Here is an 18,249-nt window from a genome sequence, read left to right on the forward strand (position 1 = left end):
ACGGGCGCACGGCGGCCGGCGGCGGTACGGCTCACGGATCGGTCCCGGCAGGCAGGGTCTGCTTCCCGGGACCGGTACGCGGGACCGGCCCCGGCGGGAGTGTCAGGACGTGGGCGAGGGCGTGCCGGAGGCTTCGGGTTCCGGTTCGTCCGGTGAAGTTCCGCTTCCGGAGCCTTCGTTGGCGTCCGTCCCGGAATCATCCGGTTCGCCGGGAGCATCGGGGCTGCCGCTCTCGTCCGGTGTCGTCTCGCCGGATCCGGTGCCGTCCTGGCCGCTGTCCTCGGAACCCTGCCCCTTGCCGGTGCCGTTGCCGTTGTTCCGGCCGTTGCCGGTGCCGTTGTCCTGGCCGTTGCCGGTGCTCCCCCGGTTGGTGCTCTCCGGCGCCGGCGTGCCGGGGCTCCCGGATCCGGATCGTTGCTCGTCGGAATCCTCACCGGGCTTCCCGGGCCCGTCCTTGTCGGGCTCGGTCCCACCGGTCTTCTTCTCGTCCGGCTCCTTGCCCTCGGCCTTCCCCTCGCCCGGCTTCCCCTTCCCCGTGCCGGGCAGCCGCTCGCAGTACTCGGACACGCTCTCGTCCTCGCCCGCCTCGTACGCAAGCCTCACGAGGGTGTCGACGTCGGGCACCTGGCCCGCCCGCAGGGCGTGCTCGTAGTCGCGGCACAGGGCCTCGATCTCCCGGGTGGCGACCGTCCGCGGGTCGCCCTCGGCGGGGGGCGGCGCGTTGCGTCCCGGTGCGCCGTGGGAGGAGCTCCCCGAGGGAACCGACGTGACGATCCCGGACGGGGTGACCGGCAGTTCCCCCGGCTCCACGGCACCGGGCCGGAGAGGCCCCGGCGGCATCGGCAGGGCCCCGGTCCCTGCGGCCACCGCGACCCCGCACAGGGCCACCGCGGCCACCACGGCGCCTACGGCCGCCCGTGCTGACCGGACGCCCGACGGGAAACTCCCCATCGTCCACGGTGCCTTCGCGACGCTCCGCCGCCGGCTCCAGTCGTCCTGCCGCCGAGCCACCCCGGCATGCTCCCCCGCTTCCCGCGCGGCACGGAAGGCCGCCAGCGCCTCCTCCTGCCGCGCCCGGGCCCCGGCGGTGTCCCCTGCGGGGGGACCGGCGGCAGCGGCGAGGAGCCGCGCAAGGGCGGCGACGTCGTCCGACTCGGCGGCACCGGCCGCCGACGGCCGCGGACGTCGGCCGCCGAGCAGTTCCTCCGCACGCCTGCGGTTCAGACTGCGGCCGGCCGGCCTCCGGCTCTCTGCTTCTCGGTTGTCGGTCATCCCAACTCTTCCAGCGTACGAGGGGCCGAAGACGTCACGGTTGGCCCGGCCGTGCCCGACGCCCCGTTGCGCGTGCGGAGTTGCCGGGCCAGCCGCTTCAGCCCGCGGTACGAAGCGGTGCGGACGGCGCCCGGCCGCTTGCCCAGGACCCGCGCGGCGTCCGGGCCGTCCAGCCCGACGACGACCCGCAGCAGGACCGCCTCCGCCTGGTCGCGGGGCAGCGCGGCGACCAACTCGAGAGCCTGTTCGGTCGACAGCGTCTCGAGCGCCTGGCTCTCGGTGTCGTGGGCGCTCGGCAGTTCCAGCAGGTCCTGCTCCAGCAAGGTGGTCCGGGGGCGGCTGTTCTGCCGTCGGAGGTGGTCGAGGGCCCGGTGCCGGGCGATCGTCGCGGTCCAGCCGCGAAAGCCCTTGCCGTCGCCGTGGAACCGTCCGATGTCGCGGGCGATCTCCAGCCACGCTTCGGCCACGACGTCCTCGGCGTCGTCCCCCACGAGCCCGTGCACGTACCCCAGCAGCCTGGGGTGCAGGGCGCGGTAGAGAATGGCGAACGCCGTTTCGTCACCGTTCTGTGCCCGCTCGACGGCCGCACCTATCCCGCCGTCGTTTCCGTCCGGCGCACGTCGGCGGTCCCCCTGCATGCCCACGCCGTCCTCTTCGTACCGGATACGGCACCGCTCATCGTGCCCATGTCCCCCCGGGCCCGAGACCCCGCCCAGAATACGATTCCACTCCTTACCCGGTGTCAACCCCCGTTCGACATCTCGTGATCAACTCCCCACGAAGCGGTCACGTTTCGCGCGGGTCCGCTTCACGGGGTGTCGTGCGAACGGCGCTCCGGCGCCTGAACCAGCAGAAAGAACCCGTGTATTGATTCCTCGGGCCCGACCAGGAAGCGGTTCACCACCCGGCCCAGCGGGTTCCAGACCCGCCCGGTGGACATCCTGATGCCCACCGGCTGGCGGAACAACCGCCCCTCGTCGTCCCTGAGGTCCACCCACTCGGCATGGGTGCGGCGCACGATCACCTCGCCCACATAGGCGCCGAGTCCGAAGAGCGTCTCGGCGACCTGGGTCTTCTCCGGCTGGTCGCGTCGCAGCCCGTCCACGACGAAATCCACGATGTGCAGGCTGGCGACCGAGTAGTCGAGCGGCAACCGGTGCTGTTCGGTCAGTGTCCTGACCACACCCGCCGTATAGCTCCGCATCTGACCGGCCTTGGGCAGCCGCCTCGGTTGCTCATGCATTCCCCGTGCAAACCTCCGGCTCGCAGGACCCGGGGGCAGCAGAGCGCCCGCTCCCCCGAGGGGAGCGGTCCCCTCCCCCGCCACACAGAGCGCAGCAACCTCACCAAGTGTCACCCGCATCCGCGGATCAACGGACGCCGGCGGGCGGGTCGTCCCGGATCCCGGTCCGGCACCCGGAAGGCGCGGCCCCGCAGGCCGACCCGTTGCGGCCCCTCGACGGGCGGAGGGAGACTTGCGACCGTGCTGATCAGACGCGAAACACCGGCCGACATCCCGTCCGTGCACGCCGTGATCGCGGCGGCCTTCGCCGCGCCGGACGTCCCGGAACCGGACGAGGCCGCACTCGTCGGCCGGCTGCGCGGCTCCGGCGCCTGGCTGCCCGAGCTGTCCCTGGTGGCCGTCGGCGAACGGGGACAGCTCGTCGGGCATGTGCTGTGCACCCGCGGGCACGTCGACGACGTCCCGGCCCTCGGCCTCGCGCCGCTCGCGGTGTCCCCGGGCCACCAGGGCCGGGGGACGGGCGGCGCACTCGTCCACGCGGTGCTGGGCGCGGCCGACGCGCTCGGCGAGCCGCTCGTCGCCGTGCTCGGCAGCCCCGCCTACTACGGGCGCTTCGACTTCCGGCCGAGCGCAGAGGCGGGCGTCGCGCCGCCGGATCCCCGCTGGGCTGCGCACTTCCAGGTCCGCACCCTGACCGGCCACGCGCCGGCGATCCGCGGCACGTTCCGTTACGCGCCGCCGTTCGACGGCCTCTGAGCACCGGCCCCCGCCGGGGGTGCCGGTGCCGGGCTCCGCGGGACGACCGCGGGTCGGTACAGGCCGCTCAGCGCAGGTCGCTCGGTGCGGACTGCCAGCCGAAGGCGTCCTCCAGCGAGTCGGCGGCGCCCAGCGTCAGCGACGCCTTCCCGTACCCGTCGCTGCCTGCGGCCGAGTCGAGCGACGCATCGCGCTGCCGTTGGAAGCCGTGCCAGCCGGCGGTCTCGCCCTCCACGAGCAGTTCGTCGGCCACGCAGTCCATGACGACGCCGCCGACGGCCCCGGCCAGCCGGTGCACGACGGTCAGCACGTCGTCGCCGGTGCCGTGCACCTGGAGCATGATCGCCTCCACCGGGTCCGAGTCACTGACGTTGATCTCCAGCGACCAGGTCGGGCCCTCCAGCACGCCCCAGGCGGGGTCGGAGAGGTCGGCGTCCGGCATCGTCCCGGCCAACGCGGCCAGCACCTGGGCGCGCCGGCCGAGGGACGGCCCTTCGCCGTCCTCCGGCAACTCGTCGAACACTGCGTTCTCGTCGGGTACGGGCATCAGGAGCAGGTCCCAGCTCAACGTGCTCTCCAAGGGCGTGAGTCCGGCAGGGCGGTGCAGACGCTATCGCCTGCCTGCCGTTCTGCGTCCCGCCCCGGAGGACCCGCTCTCCCCGCACCGGCTTTCCGGGGCCGTCGGGAGACCCGGCGAGGCGGTCAGGTCCGGGCGAACCGCGTCGTCTGCTCGGCGAACTCCTGCGCCATCAGCGCGCTGACGGTGGGCCGGGTGTGGCGGATCGTCCGCAGGTAGTCCCCCGTCGCGGGGTGGGCCCGCCGGCCGGTGTCGACGGTGCGCTCGAACATGGCCTGGGCAACGGTGCGCGCGGCCTGCCCGATGTCCGCCGGAGTGAATCCGTCGCTGGCGGCGGCGAGCACTTCGGCGTCGGCCTCTGCCCCCGCCCGGTCCAGGAAGCTCCTCCACAGGGCGGCCCTCGCGGCCTGGTCGGGAGGACCGATGGGAAGCACGTAGTCGAAGCGGCCGTGCCGCAGGAACGCCGGATCGAGCGCGCTCACGTCGTTGGTGGCGCACACCAGCAGCCGGTCGTCGCGCTCGCGGAACCGGACGATCGCCTTCAGCAGTTCGTTGACGACACCGAGGGACAAGGGGTCGCCCTTCCGGCGCTCGCCGGCGACCTCCTCGACCTCGTCGATGAACACCAGCACGTGGTCGAGCCGGGAGATCTCCTCGAACCGGCGGCTCAGCCCCGTCGCCAAGCCGTCCCCGACGGCGAGACGAGCCGGGAACAATTCGACCAGCGGCCAGCCGAGCCGGCCGGCAGCGGCCCGCGCGAACGTGGACTTGCCGGTGCCCGGAGGTCCGAACAGCACCACGGCGCGCGGCAGTTCGACACCGTGCTGCTCGGCGAGCTCCGGATGGGCCAGCGGCAGGACGAGGCGCCGCTCGATGAGCGCCTTCTCCGCCGCCATCCCGGAGACCCGGTTCCAGAGCCCCTCGTGGGGCCGTTCGGCTCCGAGATCCGAGAGCAGGTCCGCTTCGTGCGGCGTCACCGGCTCCGTCTTCTCGAAGAACACCAGTCCGCTGCGGGTGCCGAACCCCGAGTTCCGCAGCGCCTTGACGCCGGTCTCGCCCTCCGGGAGGACAGTCGCCAGCGTCCGCACGCCGGCCGCGGCCAGCCGCTGCTCCAGTGCGCTCAGCAAGGCGCTGCCCAGGCCCATGTTCCGCCACGACGGCAGCAGACCGATGCGCAGGATCCACGCCCGGTCGGCGTCGATCCGGCTCACCGACGCGCCCACCACGACGTCGTCGACCAGGGCGACGACTGCCGGGTGCTCCGCCTGGAGCGCGGCCACGACGTCGGAGAGGCGGAAGATCGGCGGCTCGTCGGTGGTCCGGCTCTCCGTGTCCAACCGGACGACGGCCTCCAGATCGTCCAGCGTGAAATCCCTGATGTGCCACTCGGGCATGACCGACGGCCTCCCGCACACTCGCTTCCTCCCCATCATCAGGGCAGCGCCCGTACGGCACGACTCGGAATGACATGGGGCTGATGTCCCTGATGAAAGTGCTATGAAGGGTCATGCAGCCGGTGGAGTGACGTTTCAGGACACCCCCGCGCTGGGTAGAACAGGACGCTCGCCTGCGCGAGCGGCGCCAATACCGCAGATCTGGGGGGACCTTGAGTCCACGATCCACACACGCCTACAGACCGCTCAGCCTGAAACGCCGGACCTGGCTGACACTCGGGGCGGTCGTCCTCGGCGGCGCCGGGGCCGTCACGGTCGCCGTCGCCGCCCAGCCGGACGGCCGGGGGACCGAAGCCCGTCCGGCGAAGGTGCGCAGCCTTCCGCTAGAGGGCACCGGCAGCACGAAGCGGCAGCTGCCGCGCACCGAGACCGAGCTCTTCAGCATGCTGGGCGTGTCCTGGCAGGGCGCCACGAAGCGCCTGCACGGCACCGCCGAGATACGCACGCACAACACCGAGACCGGCGAATGGACCGGTTGGCGCGAACTCGACCTCGACCAGCACCTGCCCGACCGGGTTTCCAAGAACATGCGCGGCGTGTCCGACCCGCTGTGGGTCGGCCCCTCCGACGCCGTCCAGGCCCGCGTCGCCGCTGCCGACGGCAGCACGTCCGGCCTGCCCAAGGGGCTGCGCCTGGACCTCGTCGACCCCGGGGTGACCGCGCGGGAGGCCCGTACCGCCTCCCGGAACCACCTCGCCACCGGGGCCCTCCCCGGCGGCTCCTTCGAGGCAGCGCCGGTGGCGGCCACCTCCGAGACGCCCACGGCGACACCGGGCGACACCACGACGCCGGCGCCCACCGCTTCCGCCGCGCCGACGGACACCGCCACGGCCACGCCGTCGGAAACCGTCACGAGCTCGCCGTCCGAGACGGCCTCCCCGACCCCGACCGTGCCTCCGGCCCCGCCGTCGACGGTGACCCGGCCGCCGATCGTCAGCCGCGCGCAGTGGGGCGCCGACGAGTCGAGGGTCGACGACCCGCCGGAGTACATCGAGGCCGTCAAGGCGGTGTTCGTCCACCACACGGTCGGCACCAACAACTACAGCTGCGCCGACTCCCCCGCCCTGGCCCGCGGCATCTTCGAGTACCACGTCGAGACGAACGGCTGGAACGACCTCGGCTACAACTTCCTCGTCGACAAGTGCGGCACGGTCTTCGAGGGCCGCGCCGGCGGCGTCGACCTGCCGGTCAAGGGCGCGCACACCTACGGGTTCAACAGCGACTCCGCGGGCATCGCCGTCCTCGGCGACTTCCAGAGCGGCGCCGGGAAGCCCACCCGGCAGGCGCTCGAAGCGGTCGCCCGCGTCGCCGCGTGGAAACTCGGCCAGTACGGCGGCGACCCGTCCGGCGAGGTGACGCTGACCGCGGCCGGCGACACCGGCGTGTGGAACACCGGCGACCAGGCGACGCTGAAGACCGTCTCCGGCCACCGCGACGGGTTCGCCACCGAGTGCCCGGGCGACAACCTGTACGCGAAGCTGCCGGAGATCCGTCGCTTCGCCTCCAGCAAGGCCGTGAACGCCGCGGCCGCCACGGCCGACGTCGACCGGAACGGCATCGACGATCTCGTCGCGGGCACCCCGTCGGTCTCCAACGGCGCCGGGGCCCTCTCGGTCGTGCCCGGCGGAACGGACGGCCCCGTGGCCGCCGCGACGCGCGTGCTCACGCAGAACAGCCCGGGCGTTCCCGGCGGGTCCGAGTCCGGCGACGGCTTCGGCGCCGACACGGCCTGGGGCGACCTCGACAACGACGGTTACGCCGACCTCGTCGTCGGCGCCCCCGGCGAGAACCTCTCCACCTCCACCGACACCGGCATGGTCACGGTGCTGCGGGGGCCGGGGCTCGACACCGGGTCGTTCTACGAGATCCCGGGGCACACCGGCGGCGAGAAGCTCGGATCGTCCGTCGCCACCGGCGACTTCAACAGCGACGGCCACGCCGACGTGTTCGCGGTCGCCCCCGGCAAGCCGGGGCGCTGGTGGTCGTTCGACGGCAAGTCCGCGGCGGCCACGTCGGGTTACCTCGGCTCGGGCGCGTACATCGGTGCGGTGTCCTCCGCCGACTCCGCCACCGGTGACTTCGACCGGGACGGCTACACCGACGTCGTCGTCAACTTCCGCGACCCCGACGGGACCGGCCGCGTGCTGGTCCTGAAGGGCTCGGCGACCGGGCTCAAGCGGGTCGGCATCCTGGGCGTCAAGGGCGGCCGTTCGGTGGCCGTCGGCGACATCGACGCCGACGGGTACGCGGACGCCGTGGTCGGCCAGCCGTACACCGCCGAGTCCGACGCCCACAGCGGCGGCCAGGTGACGGCGTTGTACGGCTCGTCCGCGGGCCTCACCACCACCGGACGCACCACGATCCACCAGAGCACCTCCGGCGTCCCCGGTGCGGCCGAGGCCGGCGACGCGATGGGCATGTCCGTCTCCGTCGGCGACTTCGACCTCGACGGTTACGCCGACGTGCTGGCCGGCCTGCCCCGCGAGGACCTCACCCGCAGCGGAACGAGCCGGACGGACGCGGGCGCGGCACTGCTGATGCGCGGCACCGCGAGCGGCCTGACGGGCACCGGCGCCCAGGCGTTCAACCAGGACACCTCGGGCATCCCCGGCGCCTCCGAGTCCGGTGACCGGTTGGGTTCGGCAGTCGTCCTGCACGACCTGTCCGGCTGGAGCCGGGCCGACCTCGCCATCGGTGCCGACGGCGAGAACGCGGGCGACGGAACCGTCCTGCAACTGGACAGCGGCAGTTCGGGCGTCTCCGTCTCCGGCGCCGTGTACTACAACCCCGACGACGTCAGCACCCCCACGGGCGCTGCGCTGGGCGGGGTACTGCTGCCCTGACCTGCCGCACCGACGGCGGCCGGACGGCCGGGACCCGTTTCGTGGGTCCCGGCCGTCCGGGCTGCTCCCTGCGCCGGGGACCCCGCTACGCCTGCGGGTGCAGCACCACCTTGGTGAAGCCCTCGATGCGCTTGTCGAACTTCTCGTACGCCATCGGGGCGTCCGCCAGCGACAGCTCGTGGGAGACGACGAAGCTCGGCCTGGCGCGCCCCTCGATGATCATGTCGCGCAGCTGCCGGTTGTAGCGCTTGACGTTGCACTGCCCGGTGCCCAGCCGCAGGCCCTTCTCGAAGAGCTTGCCGATGGAGACCATGAGCTGGCCGCGCTTGGCCTGCTCGTCGGGCCCCCCGGGGTCGGCCGGTACGTACAGGCCCGGGATGCCCAGCGCACCGGTCGGCCGGACGGTCTGGATCAGCGAGTTGAGCACTGCCGCGGGTTCCTCGCGGCCCTCCCCGCCGCGCGCCTGCGCCTGGTAGCCGACGGCGTCGACGCCCTTGTCGGAGCCCTGGCCACCCGTCTGTTCCTTGATCTGCTCGACCGGGTTGCCCTCGGCGAAGTTGACCGGGATGCAGCCGATCTCCGCGGCCTTCTGCAGCCGCTCGGTGACCCGGTCGACGACGAAGACCTTCGACGCCCCGCGCAGCATGGCGGAGTAGGCGGCCATCAGACCGACCGGCCCGGCACCGTACACGCAGACGCTCTCACCGGGCCGGACGTCGGCGAGCTCGCAGCCGTGGTACCCGGTGGGGAAGATGTCGGCGAGCAGGATGAAGTCCGACTCGTGCTCGCGGCCCTCCGGGAGTTTCAGGCAGTTGAAGTCGGCGTAGGGCACCCGCAGGTACTCCGCCTGACCGCCGGTCCACGGCCCCATCGCGACGTAGCCGTAGGCACCGCCGGCGAATCCCGGGTTCACGGTCGTGCAGAAGCCGGTGAAGCCCGTGCTGCAGTTCTTGCAGAACCCGCAGGCGACGTTGAACGGCATGACGACCCGGTCGCCGGCCTTGAGGGACGTGACCCCGTCGCCGCACTCCTCGATGATGCCCATGTTCTCGTGGCCGAAGACGATGCCCGGCTCCGCGGCAGTACGCCCCTCGTACATGTGCAGGTCGGATCCGCATATCGCGGACGACGTCACGCGGACGATCACGTCGTTGGGGTGCTGGGTGCGGGGCTTCTCGACCTCTTCCACCGCAACCTCGAACGGTCCTTGGTAGACAACGGCCTTCATGGCGTACCTCCCGTCGGCGAAACTCGTTCGCTGGCCCCGGGAGGAAACGCGCCGCTACCGGACGTGACCGCAGGGGCTGCGCGACGGAGGCACCGCCACACACCCGCCCGTCCCGGGTGTCCCATCTCTCAGTCGCCCCTTCTGGGGGTATTCGGGCAAACCGACTACGGTGGGGCGAATACTGACGCCTACCGAGTACCCGAAGACGGGGAGGGAAACATGACCCAGCGATTCGGCACCCTGCTCGTGCCGGTGCCCGGCCTGTCCGGTAAGACGTACCCCGCGGGCACGCCGGTGGCCATCAGCGGCCGCGGAGCATCCGTGGACGCCTTCGTGGGCGGCGACTGGCTCCCGCTGACCTGGTGGGAATTCGCCGAGGGCCACGCCTCGCACGGCGAGGCCCTGCCCGAGAGCTGAAGCCGGCCGGCCCCCGGGCGGCGGACATCCGGGACGCGGCCGGCCGCGGACGGAAGGCGGCCGCTGCCGCTCGCCGGCCGGCCGCCCGCGGCACGCCGCTTCAGCCGGCCGGCTCCTGTGCGGGGTCGACCTCGTCCGCCAGGCGGACGAACTGCTTCCAGCTCGGCTTCGGCTTCTGCGGATCCCACAGCTTCTGCGCCGTGGCGGCCAGCGGCAGCCGGATCCCCCGGGCCACCTGCTGCTCGGTCTGGGCGTTCGCCAGGTCGCACCACACGGCGAACATGCCGCCGAGCACCCGGTCCGGCCCGGTCAGCGACGCCGGGGACGCCTTGGTGCCGCGCAGCACGGCGGGCGTCCACTCCTTGTAGATGCGCTCGCCGGTGGGATACGTGAACTCGTTCGGCTCGCCGAGCACGTAGTAGAGGTACTCGTCGTTGAGGTTGACCAGCTTCCGGCCCTCGCGCAGGTAACTCTCCGGCTTCCGCGCGCCGATCTCCTTGCCCGTCCAGTACTGGACCTGGATGTTCTTGCCGGCCGTGGTCTTCCCGTCCTCGAAGAACCCGTCGTTCCACGCCTTGGGCTGCTTGTCCGCCGCGCGGACGGTCCGCGCCCGGTCGTTGAGCCAGCCCGTGGCCAGGTCCTGGACCGTCGCACCCGGCCCGTACTTCTGCTCGGCGGCCTTCGCGAGCTGTGGGTAGGACGCCTCCGGGTCCTCGGTCATCAGGGCCGCGTACTCGTCGGCGCCGACGTGGAAGAAGGTGCCGGGGAACGTCTTCGAGTACTCCCGCAGCAGGTCGTCCACGATCTTCGCGGCCTGTGGGTCGGAGATGTCCACGGCGCCGGGTGCGTCGTTGCCGCGGGCGCTGGTGAGCTGGAGGCCGGGGTGTGCCTTGATCACCGCGCCGAGGTGGCCGGGCGAGTCGATCTCGGGGACCACGGTGATGTGCAGGTCCTCGGCCAGGTCCAGGATCCGCTGCAGCTCGGCGGTGGTGAGGTGCTGCTCGGAGACGACCTCCGGGTGCGAGGTGCTCGCCAGCCGGAAGCCCTGGTCGTCCGAGAAGTGCAGACCGAGCTGGTTCATCTTGAGGTCGGCCATCTCGCGCATGCGGGCCTCGATCCAGCCCACCGTGAAGTGCTTGCGCGCGATGTCGAGCTGGAAGCCGCGCTGGGCGCGGCCCGGACGATCACGGACCACGCCGTCGGAGAGCCGCCCGGAGGCGCGCACCGCATGCACCACCGTCCGGGTGCCGTAGAAGACGCCGGCCTCGTCGGGGCCGGTGATCACGGCGCGGCCGTCGCGGACCGTGAGCCGGTACGACTCGGGCCCGCCGGACTGGCCCCGGTTCAGCTCGAGCTGGACGTCGCCGTCCCGGGCGGGGCCCGGGGAGTACCGCATCCGCAGTTCCCGGGCGAGTCTGCGGGCCTCGTCGGCGAGCGGCCCGTCGCCGACGACGCGCGCGTCCTGCTGCGGCTTCCAGCCGGGCCCCCGGGCGGGCTCGTAGGAGCGGACGGACGGGATCGTGCGCGGCGCGGCTGCCGGCACGGACGGGCCGGTCGCCGAAGCGCTCCGGCTCTTCTCCTGCTTCGGTTCACCGCCGTCCGAGCAGCCCGTCGCGAGAACGGTGATCACAGCGGTGGCGGCCCCCAGGGAGAGCAGCTTTTTCGGCATTCGTGTCGACTCCGGCATCGCGTATGGCTGTCCCGTACAGGTTGAATCTAAGGGGGTCGCGGGGCCCGCCGCGTCCACCACGCATTCCGGCCGACTCACGTGCGGGTGAAATTCGGGTATCCGTCGGACAGTGGCCAACATGCGTCATTACGGTGACCTCACAGCCTCCCGCATCCCGTTCGTCACCCCGTCCGGAGCGCAGGGGCAGGCCCCGTCCACCGTTCCGTCCCACCGGTCACGGCGTTCCGTGCCACCGCTCGACCGAGGAGCCGACGCTGTCCAGCGAAACTCCCGTCCCGCCCCTGGCGATATCCGTCCCGAACCGGGGCGCCTCAGCGACCCTGCCCGCCGGGCTGGAGCGTTTCAACACTGCCCCGGCTGCGGTGGCGGAATCCCGCCTCCTCGAGTGCTGCGGGAGCACCCGCTGGGCGCGGCGCATCGTGCGGCACCGGCCGTATCCCGATCTCGGCGCACTGCTCGCCGCCGCGGACGAGGCGTACTACGACCTCACACCCGCCCAGGTGAGCGAAGCCGTGGCCTGCGAGACGCCCGTGGGTCTGTGGCAGCCGGCCGGCGGACGCCCGGACGTCAGGTCGGCGGGTTTCGCCGCGCGGACCGCGATGCAGGCGGCGCATGCGGCCTACGAGAGACAGTTCGGTCACGCGTTCGTGATCTGTCTCGACGACGTGCACGCGAACGACAAGCTCGATCACGTGCTCGCAGCCATCCGCACCCGTCTCGGCCACGACACGGAGCGGGAGCGGGCCGTCACGGCGGACGAGCTGCGGCGCGTCGTGCGCGGGCGACTCGCCCGGCGGTTGGCGGACCACCCGGAGTGGTGCCCGTGAGCTGCCGCCGCCCCGGGGAGCGCGCCGTCGTCGCCCCGGCCCGACCCGGCTTTCCGGCCCGCTCGCGGCGGCCGTCCCGGTGGGCCGTGAGTGCCTGATTGATCACACCCCCGGCCCCCGGGCGACCGGGACGACAGAGCGTCGCTACGATGGCCAGGGCCGGTGGACCATACCCGGCCGGGCCCGACCGACAGTGCACATCTCGTTCGCAGAAGCTGGCGGCAGCCCCCATCCCCGCTCCCGGAGGGTTTTCCGTGCCGGCTGGAACGCTGTACCGCGGCCGGGAAGGCATGTGGTCATGGGTGGCTCACCGAGTCACCGGTGTCCTCATCTTCTTCTTCCTGTTCGTTCACGTCCTCGACACCGCGCTCGTCCGCGTCTCCCCCGAGGCGTACGACGACGTCGTCGCCACATACAAGACACCGCTCGTGGCCGTGCTGGAGTACGGCCTCGTCGCCGCGATCCTCTTCCACGCGCTCAACGGTCTGCGGGTCATCGCCGTGGACTTCTGGGCCAAGGGCCCGAGGTACCAGAAGCAGATGCTGTGGACGGTCCTGGGTCTCTGGATCGTGCTGATGGTCGGGGCGATCTACCCCGTTCTCGGCCACGCCGCGCGCGAAGTCTTCGGGAGCTGAGCATGACCGACGAAGCCACCACCACCGCCGCCGGCGAGACCCGCGGCTACTCCGTGGACAACCCGGCCCCCGTGATCGAGGCGCCGCGGGCCCGCAGGGCGAAGACCCCGCGGGCGCCGCGCATGAACTTCGAGATGCTCGGCTGGCTGTTCATGCGGCTGTCCGGCATCGTGCTCGTCGTGCTCGTGCTGGGTCACCTGCTGATCCAGCTCGTCCTGGACGGCGGCGTCAGCAAGATCGGCTTTGCGTTCGTGGCCGGCCGCTGGGCCTCGCCGTTCTGGCAGGCCTGGGACCTGATCATGCTCTGGCTCGCGATGCTGCACGGCGCCAACGGCCTGCGCACGATCATCAACGACTACGCCGAGCGCGCCAACCCGCGCTTCTGGCTGAAGATGCTGCTGTACACCGCCACGGTGTTCACCGTCCTGCTGGGCACGCTGGTGATCTTCACCTTCGACCCGAACATCCGCTAGAGCCGGGGCATACGCGACCATGAAGATCCACAAGTACGACACCGTGATCGTCGGCGCCGGCGGCGCCGGTATGCGCGCGGCCATCGAGTCGACGAAGCGCAGCCGGACCGCGGTGCTGACCAAGCTCTACCCGACCCGCTCCCACACCGGCGCCGCCCAGGGCGGCATGGCCGCCGCCCTCGCGAACGTCGAGGAGGACAACTGGGAGTGGCACACCTTCGACACGGTCAAGGGCGGTGATTACCTGGTCGACCAGGACGCTGCCGAGATCCTGGCGAAGGAGGCCATCGACTCGGTCCTCGACCTCGAGAAGATGGGCCTGCCGTTCAACCGCACCCCGAACGGCACGATCGACCAGCGCCGGTTCGGCGGCCACTCCCGCAACCACGGCGAGGCGCCGGTCCGCCGGTCCTGCTACGCCGCGGACCGCACCGGCCACATGATCCTCCAGACGCTGTACCAGAACTGCGTCAAGGAGGGCGTGGAGTTCTTCAACGAGTTCTACGTCCTGGACCAGCTCATCACCGAGGTCGACGGGGTCAAGAAGTCCGCCGGTGTGGTGGCCTACGAACTGGCCACCGGCGAGATCCACATCTTCCGGGCGAAGTCCGTTATCTACGCCTCGGGCGGCTGCGGCAAGTTCTTCAAGGTGTCCTCGAACGCGCACACCCTCACCGGTGACGGCCAGGCCGCCGTCTACCGCCGGGGACTGCCGCTGGAGGACATGGAGTTCTTCCAGTTCCACCCGACGGGCATCTGGCGCATGGGCATCCTGCTCACCGAGGGCGCGCGCGGCGAGGGCGGAATCCTCCGCAACAAGGACGGCGAGCGCTTCATGGAGAAGTACGCGCCCGTCATGAAGGACCTCGCCTCGCGCGACGTCGTCTCCCGCTCCATCTACACGGAGATCCGGGAGGGCCGCGGCTGCGGCCCCGAGGGCGACCACGTCTTCCTCGACCTCACGCACCTCCCGCCGGAGCAGCTGGACGCCAAGCTTCCGGACATCACCGAGTTCGCGCGGACGTACCTCGGCATCGAGCCCTACACGGACCCGATCCCGATCCAGCCGACCGCGCACTACGCCATGGGCGGCATCCCGACGAACGTCGAGGGCGAGGTGCTGCTCGACAACACCACCGTCGTGCCGGGCCTGTACGCCGCCGGCGAGGTGGCCTGCGTGTCCGTGCACGGGGCCAACCGCCTGGGCACCAACTCGCTGCTGGACATCAACGTCTTCGGCCGCCGTGCGGGCATCTCCGCCGCCGACTACGCAGCGAAGACCGAATTCGTCGAGATTCCCGAGGATCCGGCGGCGCTGGTCGTCGACCAGGTCGAGCGGCTGCGTTCCTCCGAGGGCACCGAGCGGGTCACCGAGATCCGCAAGGAGCTCCAGGAGACGATGGACGCCAACGTCATGGTCTTCCGCACCGAGCAGACGATCAAGACGGCCGTCGAGAAGATCGGCGAGCTGCGGGCGCGCTACCGGAACGTGTCGGTCCAGGACAAGGGCAAGCGGTTCAACACCGACCTCCTGGAGGCCATCGAGCTGGGCAACCTGCTCGACCTGGCCGAGGTCATGGCCGTGTCCGCCCTCGCCCGCAAGGAGTCGCGCGGCGGTCACTACCGCGAGGACTTCCCCAACCGCGACGACGTCAACTTCATGCGCCACACCATGGCGTACCGCGAGGTCGGCGACGACGGCGCGGAGTCCGTCCGCCTCGACTACAAGCCGGTCGTGCAGACCCGCTACCAGCCGATGGAGCGTAAGTACTGATGAGCACCGAGACGCTCGAGAAGACCGAGGGCGGCGCGCAGTCCGCCGAGGGCGCCTCGCCGTACATCACGGCGACCTTCCGGATCCGCCGGTTCAACCCGGAGATCTCGGCCGATGCGATCTGGGAGGACTTCCAGATCGAGATCGACCCGAAGGAGCGTGTCCTCGACGCCCTCCACAAGATCAAGTGGGAGCTGGACGGCACGCTGACGTTCCGGCGTTCCTGTGCGCACGGCATCTGCGGCTCCGACGCGATGCGCATCAACGGCCGCAACCGGCTGGCGTGCAAGACCCTGATCAAGGACATAAACCCCGAGAAGCCGATCACGGTCGAGGCGATCAAGGGCCTCACGGTCCTCAAGGACCTCGTGGTCGACATGGAGCCGTTCTTCCAGGCCTACCGCGACGTCATGCCGTTCCTCGTCACCACGGGGAACGAGCCGACCCGCGAGCGGCTGCAGTCCGCCGAGGACCGCGAGCGCTTCGACGACACCACCAAGTGCATCCTGTGCGCCGCGTGCACGTCCTCGTGCCCGGTGTTCTGGAACGACGGCCAGTACTTCGGCCCGGCGGCGATCGTCAACGCCCACCGCTTCATCTTCGACTCGCGTGACGAGGCCGGGGAGCAGCGGCTGGAGATCCTCAACGACAAGGACGGCGTGTGGCGCTGCCGCACCACGTTCAACTGCACCGACGCGTGCCCGCGCGGCATCGAGGTGACGAAGGCGATCCAGGAAGTGAAGCGGGCGCTGATCACCCGCCGCTACTGAGGCTGAAGCCTGGCGCGGAACTCCGCGCGACGAGGGCCCCGTTCTCCCGGCCGGTTCCGGGGGGCGGGGCTCTCGTCGCTGCCGGTCCCCCGGCGCCGGACCGGTTGCCGAGCACGAGGAGTCCGCGCCGGAGAGCGACGGCGGGTACCACCCCGCATCCCTTTCCGGGTACGTGGCCCTCGTGATCGGCCGCGATGGGAGCCCGCGTCAGTGGCTGCACGTCGCCCGGGGCGTCCCCCGCATCTCCCGCCGCCCCCGGCGGTCCCGCTCGGCCTGTGTGCCGTGGAACGGCCGGACGATGACCGATTCCGCACCTCGTCACGGGCTGCGACGGCTACGCTTCAGGCACTGTCGGCCCTTGTTCCGGCGCCGCTCCCCGTCCGGCAAGGAGAACCCAGATGTCCCACACGGTCCGGCTCCTGGCCGCTGCGACCCTTCTCGCGTCGGCCGCGCTGACCGGCACCACCGGGTGCTCGCCGCAGGTCGTGCCCGAACCCGACCGCGTCATCACCCTGCGGCACCTGCCCGCGGACGATCACCCGGAGCGGACGCGCAAGCGCACGCTGGACTTCCGGACGTACCTGGCGAACACCCGCCCCGACTACGGCGGCGTGGCGGATCACGTGGTCGCGGTGCAGGGCGACTGGGACGCCGACGGTGGTCGCGTCCTCATTGCCACCGACTACCCCGGCGGGCCGAGCCGCCCCGAGAAGAGCGTGGCCCCGCGCATCACCGAGGCCTTCGCGACCTGGGCGAGGACCGACCACCGGACCGGTCTCGCGGCCGTGTACGACCGCTCCGGCGAACTCCTCTACGCGGGCGGCAGGTTCTGATCGGTACGCCCCGTGACGGGCGGACACCGGCGACGCGCGACGGCCTGCCCTTCGCCGATGTCGACGCCCTCGCGGCCGCAGCACACGCGGGGCAGACCGACAAGATCGGCGTGCCGTACGTCGAGCACGTACGGGCAGTGGCACGGGGGTTGGTGCCGGTGAGCGAACGGCTGGCGATGGCGGGGCTGCTGCACGATGTCGTCGAGGACACCGGCTGGACCTGCGCGGGGCTGCTGGAGGCCGGCGTTCCGGCGGACGTGGTCGCGCTCGTCGACGCGGTCACCAAGCGCCCGGGAGTGCCCTACCCGGACATGCTCCGTGCGATCGCCGCCGACCCGGACGCCGCCCTGCTGAAGATCGCCGACAACGCGCACAACTCCCGCCCGGACCGGCTCGCCGCGCTGCCGGCCGACGGGCGGGAGCGGCTGGCGGAGAAGTACCGGGCCGCGCGCGACGTGCTGTGGCCGGCGGTGGACCGCGGCCGCCTGGAGACGGTCGTCCGGTCGGTCAACCCGTCGTTGCTGGAGACCGGTTCGGGCTGAGACACCGGACCGGGGCCTGCCGGGCCCGGCAGGTACGGGACGGCGCGGGCAGCACCGCGCGGTCCTCGACTGCCGTGCACCTCGGGCGACATGACGGGGATCGCCGCGCTCCTCGGCCGTCCGCAGGGTGCGCTGCAGATCCGAGGAGTACAGCTCCACCTCGGCGCCGTCCGGGACCTGAACCCGCAGCACGTACAGCGTGCGCATGAGTGTGCCCCTCCTGTCGGTGGTTCCTGCCGACGGAACGACGGCCGCCCCTGCCCGGTGAACGAGCCGTGTTCCGGAGCCGGTGCCGGGCCGGGGCGACCCGGTTCGAGCAGCCGGCCGCGGACGACCACGATGCCGGCGATCAGCGCTTCGCCGCGGAGCGCTCCGCCTCCAGCATCACCCGGCGCAACATCCCCGCGAGAGACCGGCGTTCACCGGCGTCCAGAGCGCCGAGCAGCCGCTGCTCCTCCCGGCCCATCCCGTCGATCGCGCCCAGCCAGGTCCGCCGGCCGCTGTCGGTGAGCTCGACGTCGACGCGCCTGCGATCGTCCGGTGAGGGCGTGCGGCGGACGAAGCCTCGCCGCTCCAGACCGGTGAGGCGGCCGGTGACGGAGGCCGGGGCGATGTCGAGTTCGGCTGCGATCGCGGAGGGGGAGGCAGCGTCACCGTGTCCGGCCAGCACGTGCAGGGTCTCGAACTCGTGCTTCTGCAGGTCGTGTGCGGCCAGGAACTGCTCCTCGAACCGCCGCAGATGCTTCACCAGCTTCTGCATGCGGGTCACCGCTCCCTCGACGTCCGGATCCAGCCGCCCGGGCAGCAGCGGGCTCCACCGGGCGATGTGGGCGTCGGTCCGGTCCTGCTGTTCCTGCTCCCGCTCCTGCATGCCCGAGATCGTACGTCGGGGCCGGCCGGTGGTCCGGTGGCGCG

Annotated in this window: 18 protein-coding genes; 10 read left to right on the plus strand and 8 right to left on the minus strand. The window is 71.8% G+C overall.

All coding sequences use genetic code 11. The features are described 5' to 3' along the window. Window positions 1-102 precede the first annotated feature (102 nt). The 3 genes from M1E25_RS11230 to M1E25_RS11240 form a co-directional block, all read right to left on the minus strand. Window positions 103-1,272: a putative sodium/potassium/calcium exchanger gene (locus M1E25_RS11230; RefSeq protein WP_251413441.1), complete on the minus strand. Its 1,170-nt coding sequence runs from the start codon at window positions 1,270-1,272 to the stop codon at window positions 103-105. Continuing rightward, window positions 1,269-1,910 (minus strand): RNA polymerase sigma factor, encoded by a 642-nt coding sequence (locus tag M1E25_RS11235; RefSeq protein WP_251413443.1) that lies wholly within the window; start codon window positions 1,908-1,910, stop codon window positions 1,269-1,271. The genes M1E25_RS11230 and M1E25_RS11235 overlap by 4 nt, the downstream gene beginning before the upstream one ends. 170 nt (window positions 1,911-2,080) lie before the next feature. Beyond that, on the minus strand, window positions 2,081-2,515 hold the full coding sequence (locus M1E25_RS11240) for a hypothetical protein (protein WP_251413445.1): 435 nt from the start codon (window positions 2,513-2,515) through the stop codon (window positions 2,081-2,083). A gap of 240 nt (window positions 2,516-2,755) precedes the next feature. On the opposite strand from M1E25_RS11240, the gene M1E25_RS11245 reads away from it, so the two are divergent. Continuing rightward, window positions 2,756-3,271 (plus strand): GNAT family N-acetyltransferase, encoded by a 516-nt coding sequence (locus M1E25_RS11245; protein ID WP_251413447.1) that lies wholly within the window; start codon window positions 2,756-2,758, stop codon window positions 3,269-3,271. A 67-nt stretch (window positions 3,272-3,338) separates the two neighbouring features. Here M1E25_RS11245 and M1E25_RS11250 read toward each other — a convergent pair whose 3' ends face one another. Both M1E25_RS11250 and M1E25_RS11255 read right to left on the minus strand, forming a co-directional pair. Continuing rightward, window positions 3,339-3,839: a hypothetical protein gene (locus tag M1E25_RS11250; protein WP_251413450.1), complete on the minus strand. Its 501-nt coding sequence runs from the start codon at window positions 3,837-3,839 to the stop codon at window positions 3,339-3,341. A gap of 134 nt (window positions 3,840-3,973) precedes the next feature. After that, window positions 3,974-5,242 carry an ATP-binding protein gene (locus M1E25_RS11255; RefSeq protein WP_251413452.1) on the minus strand — a complete coding sequence of 423 codons (1,269 nt, stop codon included), beginning with the start codon at window positions 5,240-5,242 and terminating at the stop codon, window positions 3,974-3,976. 212 nt (window positions 5,243-5,454) lie between these two features. On the opposite strand from M1E25_RS11255, the gene M1E25_RS11260 reads away from it, so the two are divergent. Next, window positions 5,455-8,145 (plus strand): FG-GAP-like repeat-containing protein, encoded by a 2,691-nt coding sequence (locus tag M1E25_RS11260; protein WP_251413454.1) that lies wholly within the window; start codon window positions 5,455-5,457, stop codon window positions 8,143-8,145. Window positions 8,146-8,230: 85 nt separating this feature from the next. Here the strand turns inward: M1E25_RS11260 and M1E25_RS11265 are convergent, their stop codons facing one another. Next, on the minus strand, window positions 8,231-9,373 hold the full coding sequence (locus M1E25_RS11265; protein ID WP_251413457.1) for a glutathione-independent formaldehyde dehydrogenase: 1,143 nt from the start codon (window positions 9,371-9,373) through the stop codon (window positions 8,231-8,233). Window positions 9,374-9,592: 219 nt separating this feature from the next. Here M1E25_RS11265 and M1E25_RS11270 point away from each other — a divergent pair, with 219 nt between their 5' ends. Then, a complete protein-coding gene (locus M1E25_RS11270; RefSeq protein ID WP_251413459.1) occupies window positions 9,593-9,790 on the plus strand; it encodes a hypothetical protein in 198 nt (65 codons plus the stop codon). Between the two features lie 100 nt (window positions 9,791-9,890). On the opposite strand, the gene M1E25_RS11275 is transcribed toward M1E25_RS11270, so the two are convergent. Further along, the gene (locus tag M1E25_RS11275; RefSeq protein ID WP_251413469.1) at window positions 9,891-11,459 is read right to left on the minus strand and encodes a beta-N-acetylhexosaminidase; all 1,569 of its coding nucleotides are present in this window, start codon (window positions 11,457-11,459) and stop codon (window positions 9,891-9,893) included. 383 nt (window positions 11,460-11,842) lie between these two features. Here M1E25_RS11275 and M1E25_RS11280 point away from each other — a divergent pair, with 383 nt between their 5' ends. The 7 genes from M1E25_RS11280 (at window position 11,843) to M1E25_RS11310 (ending at window position 17,334) form a co-directional block, all read left to right on the plus strand. After that, window positions 11,843-12,307, plus strand: coding sequence for a 2-oxo-4-hydroxy-4-carboxy-5-ureidoimidazoline decarboxylase (locus M1E25_RS11280; RefSeq protein ID WP_372500612.1), 465 nt, complete (start codon window positions 11,843-11,845; stop codon window positions 12,305-12,307). Between the two features lie 254 nt (window positions 12,308-12,561). Continuing rightward, a complete protein-coding gene (gene sdhC, locus M1E25_RS11285) occupies window positions 12,562-12,942 on the plus strand; it encodes a succinate dehydrogenase, cytochrome b556 subunit (RefSeq protein WP_308290414.1) in 381 nt (126 codons plus the stop codon). A 2-nt stretch (window positions 12,943-12,944) separates the two neighbouring features. Continuing rightward, window positions 12,945-13,415, plus strand: a complete 471-nt coding sequence (locus M1E25_RS11290) for a succinate dehydrogenase hydrophobic membrane anchor subunit (RefSeq protein ID WP_251413471.1) — start codon at window positions 12,945-12,947, stop codon at window positions 13,413-13,415. Between the two features lie 19 nt (window positions 13,416-13,434). Further along, window positions 13,435-15,189 carry a succinate dehydrogenase flavoprotein subunit gene (gene sdhA / locus M1E25_RS11295; protein ID WP_251413484.1) on the plus strand — a complete coding sequence of 585 codons (1,755 nt, stop codon included), beginning with the start codon at window positions 13,435-13,437 and terminating at the stop codon, window positions 15,187-15,189. Continuing rightward, window positions 15,189-15,959, plus strand: a complete 771-nt coding sequence (locus M1E25_RS11300; protein ID WP_251413487.1) for a succinate dehydrogenase iron-sulfur subunit — start codon at window positions 15,189-15,191, stop codon at window positions 15,957-15,959. The genes sdhA and M1E25_RS11300 overlap by 1 nt, the downstream gene beginning before the upstream one ends. A 398-nt stretch (window positions 15,960-16,357) precedes the next feature. Further along, window positions 16,358-16,792 (plus strand): hypothetical protein, encoded by a 435-nt coding sequence (locus tag M1E25_RS11305; protein ID WP_251413661.1) that lies wholly within the window; start codon window positions 16,358-16,360, stop codon window positions 16,790-16,792. A gap of 44 nt (window positions 16,793-16,836) precedes the next feature. After that, window positions 16,837-17,334 (plus strand): HD domain-containing protein, encoded by a 498-nt coding sequence (locus tag M1E25_RS11310; protein WP_251413652.1) that lies wholly within the window; start codon window positions 16,837-16,839, stop codon window positions 17,332-17,334. A 349-nt stretch (window positions 17,335-17,683) separates the two neighbouring features. On the opposite strand, the gene M1E25_RS11315 is transcribed toward M1E25_RS11310, so the two are convergent. Beyond that, window positions 17,684-18,205: a MarR family winged helix-turn-helix transcriptional regulator gene (locus tag M1E25_RS11315; RefSeq protein WP_251413501.1), complete on the minus strand. Its 522-nt coding sequence runs from the start codon at window positions 18,203-18,205 to the stop codon at window positions 17,684-17,686. Window positions 18,206-18,249 lie beyond the last annotated feature (44 nt).

This window comes from Streptomyces meridianus (assembly GCF_023703325.1).
Lineage (GTDB): Bacteria > Actinomycetota > Actinomycetes > Streptomycetales > Streptomycetaceae > Streptomyces > Streptomyces meridianus.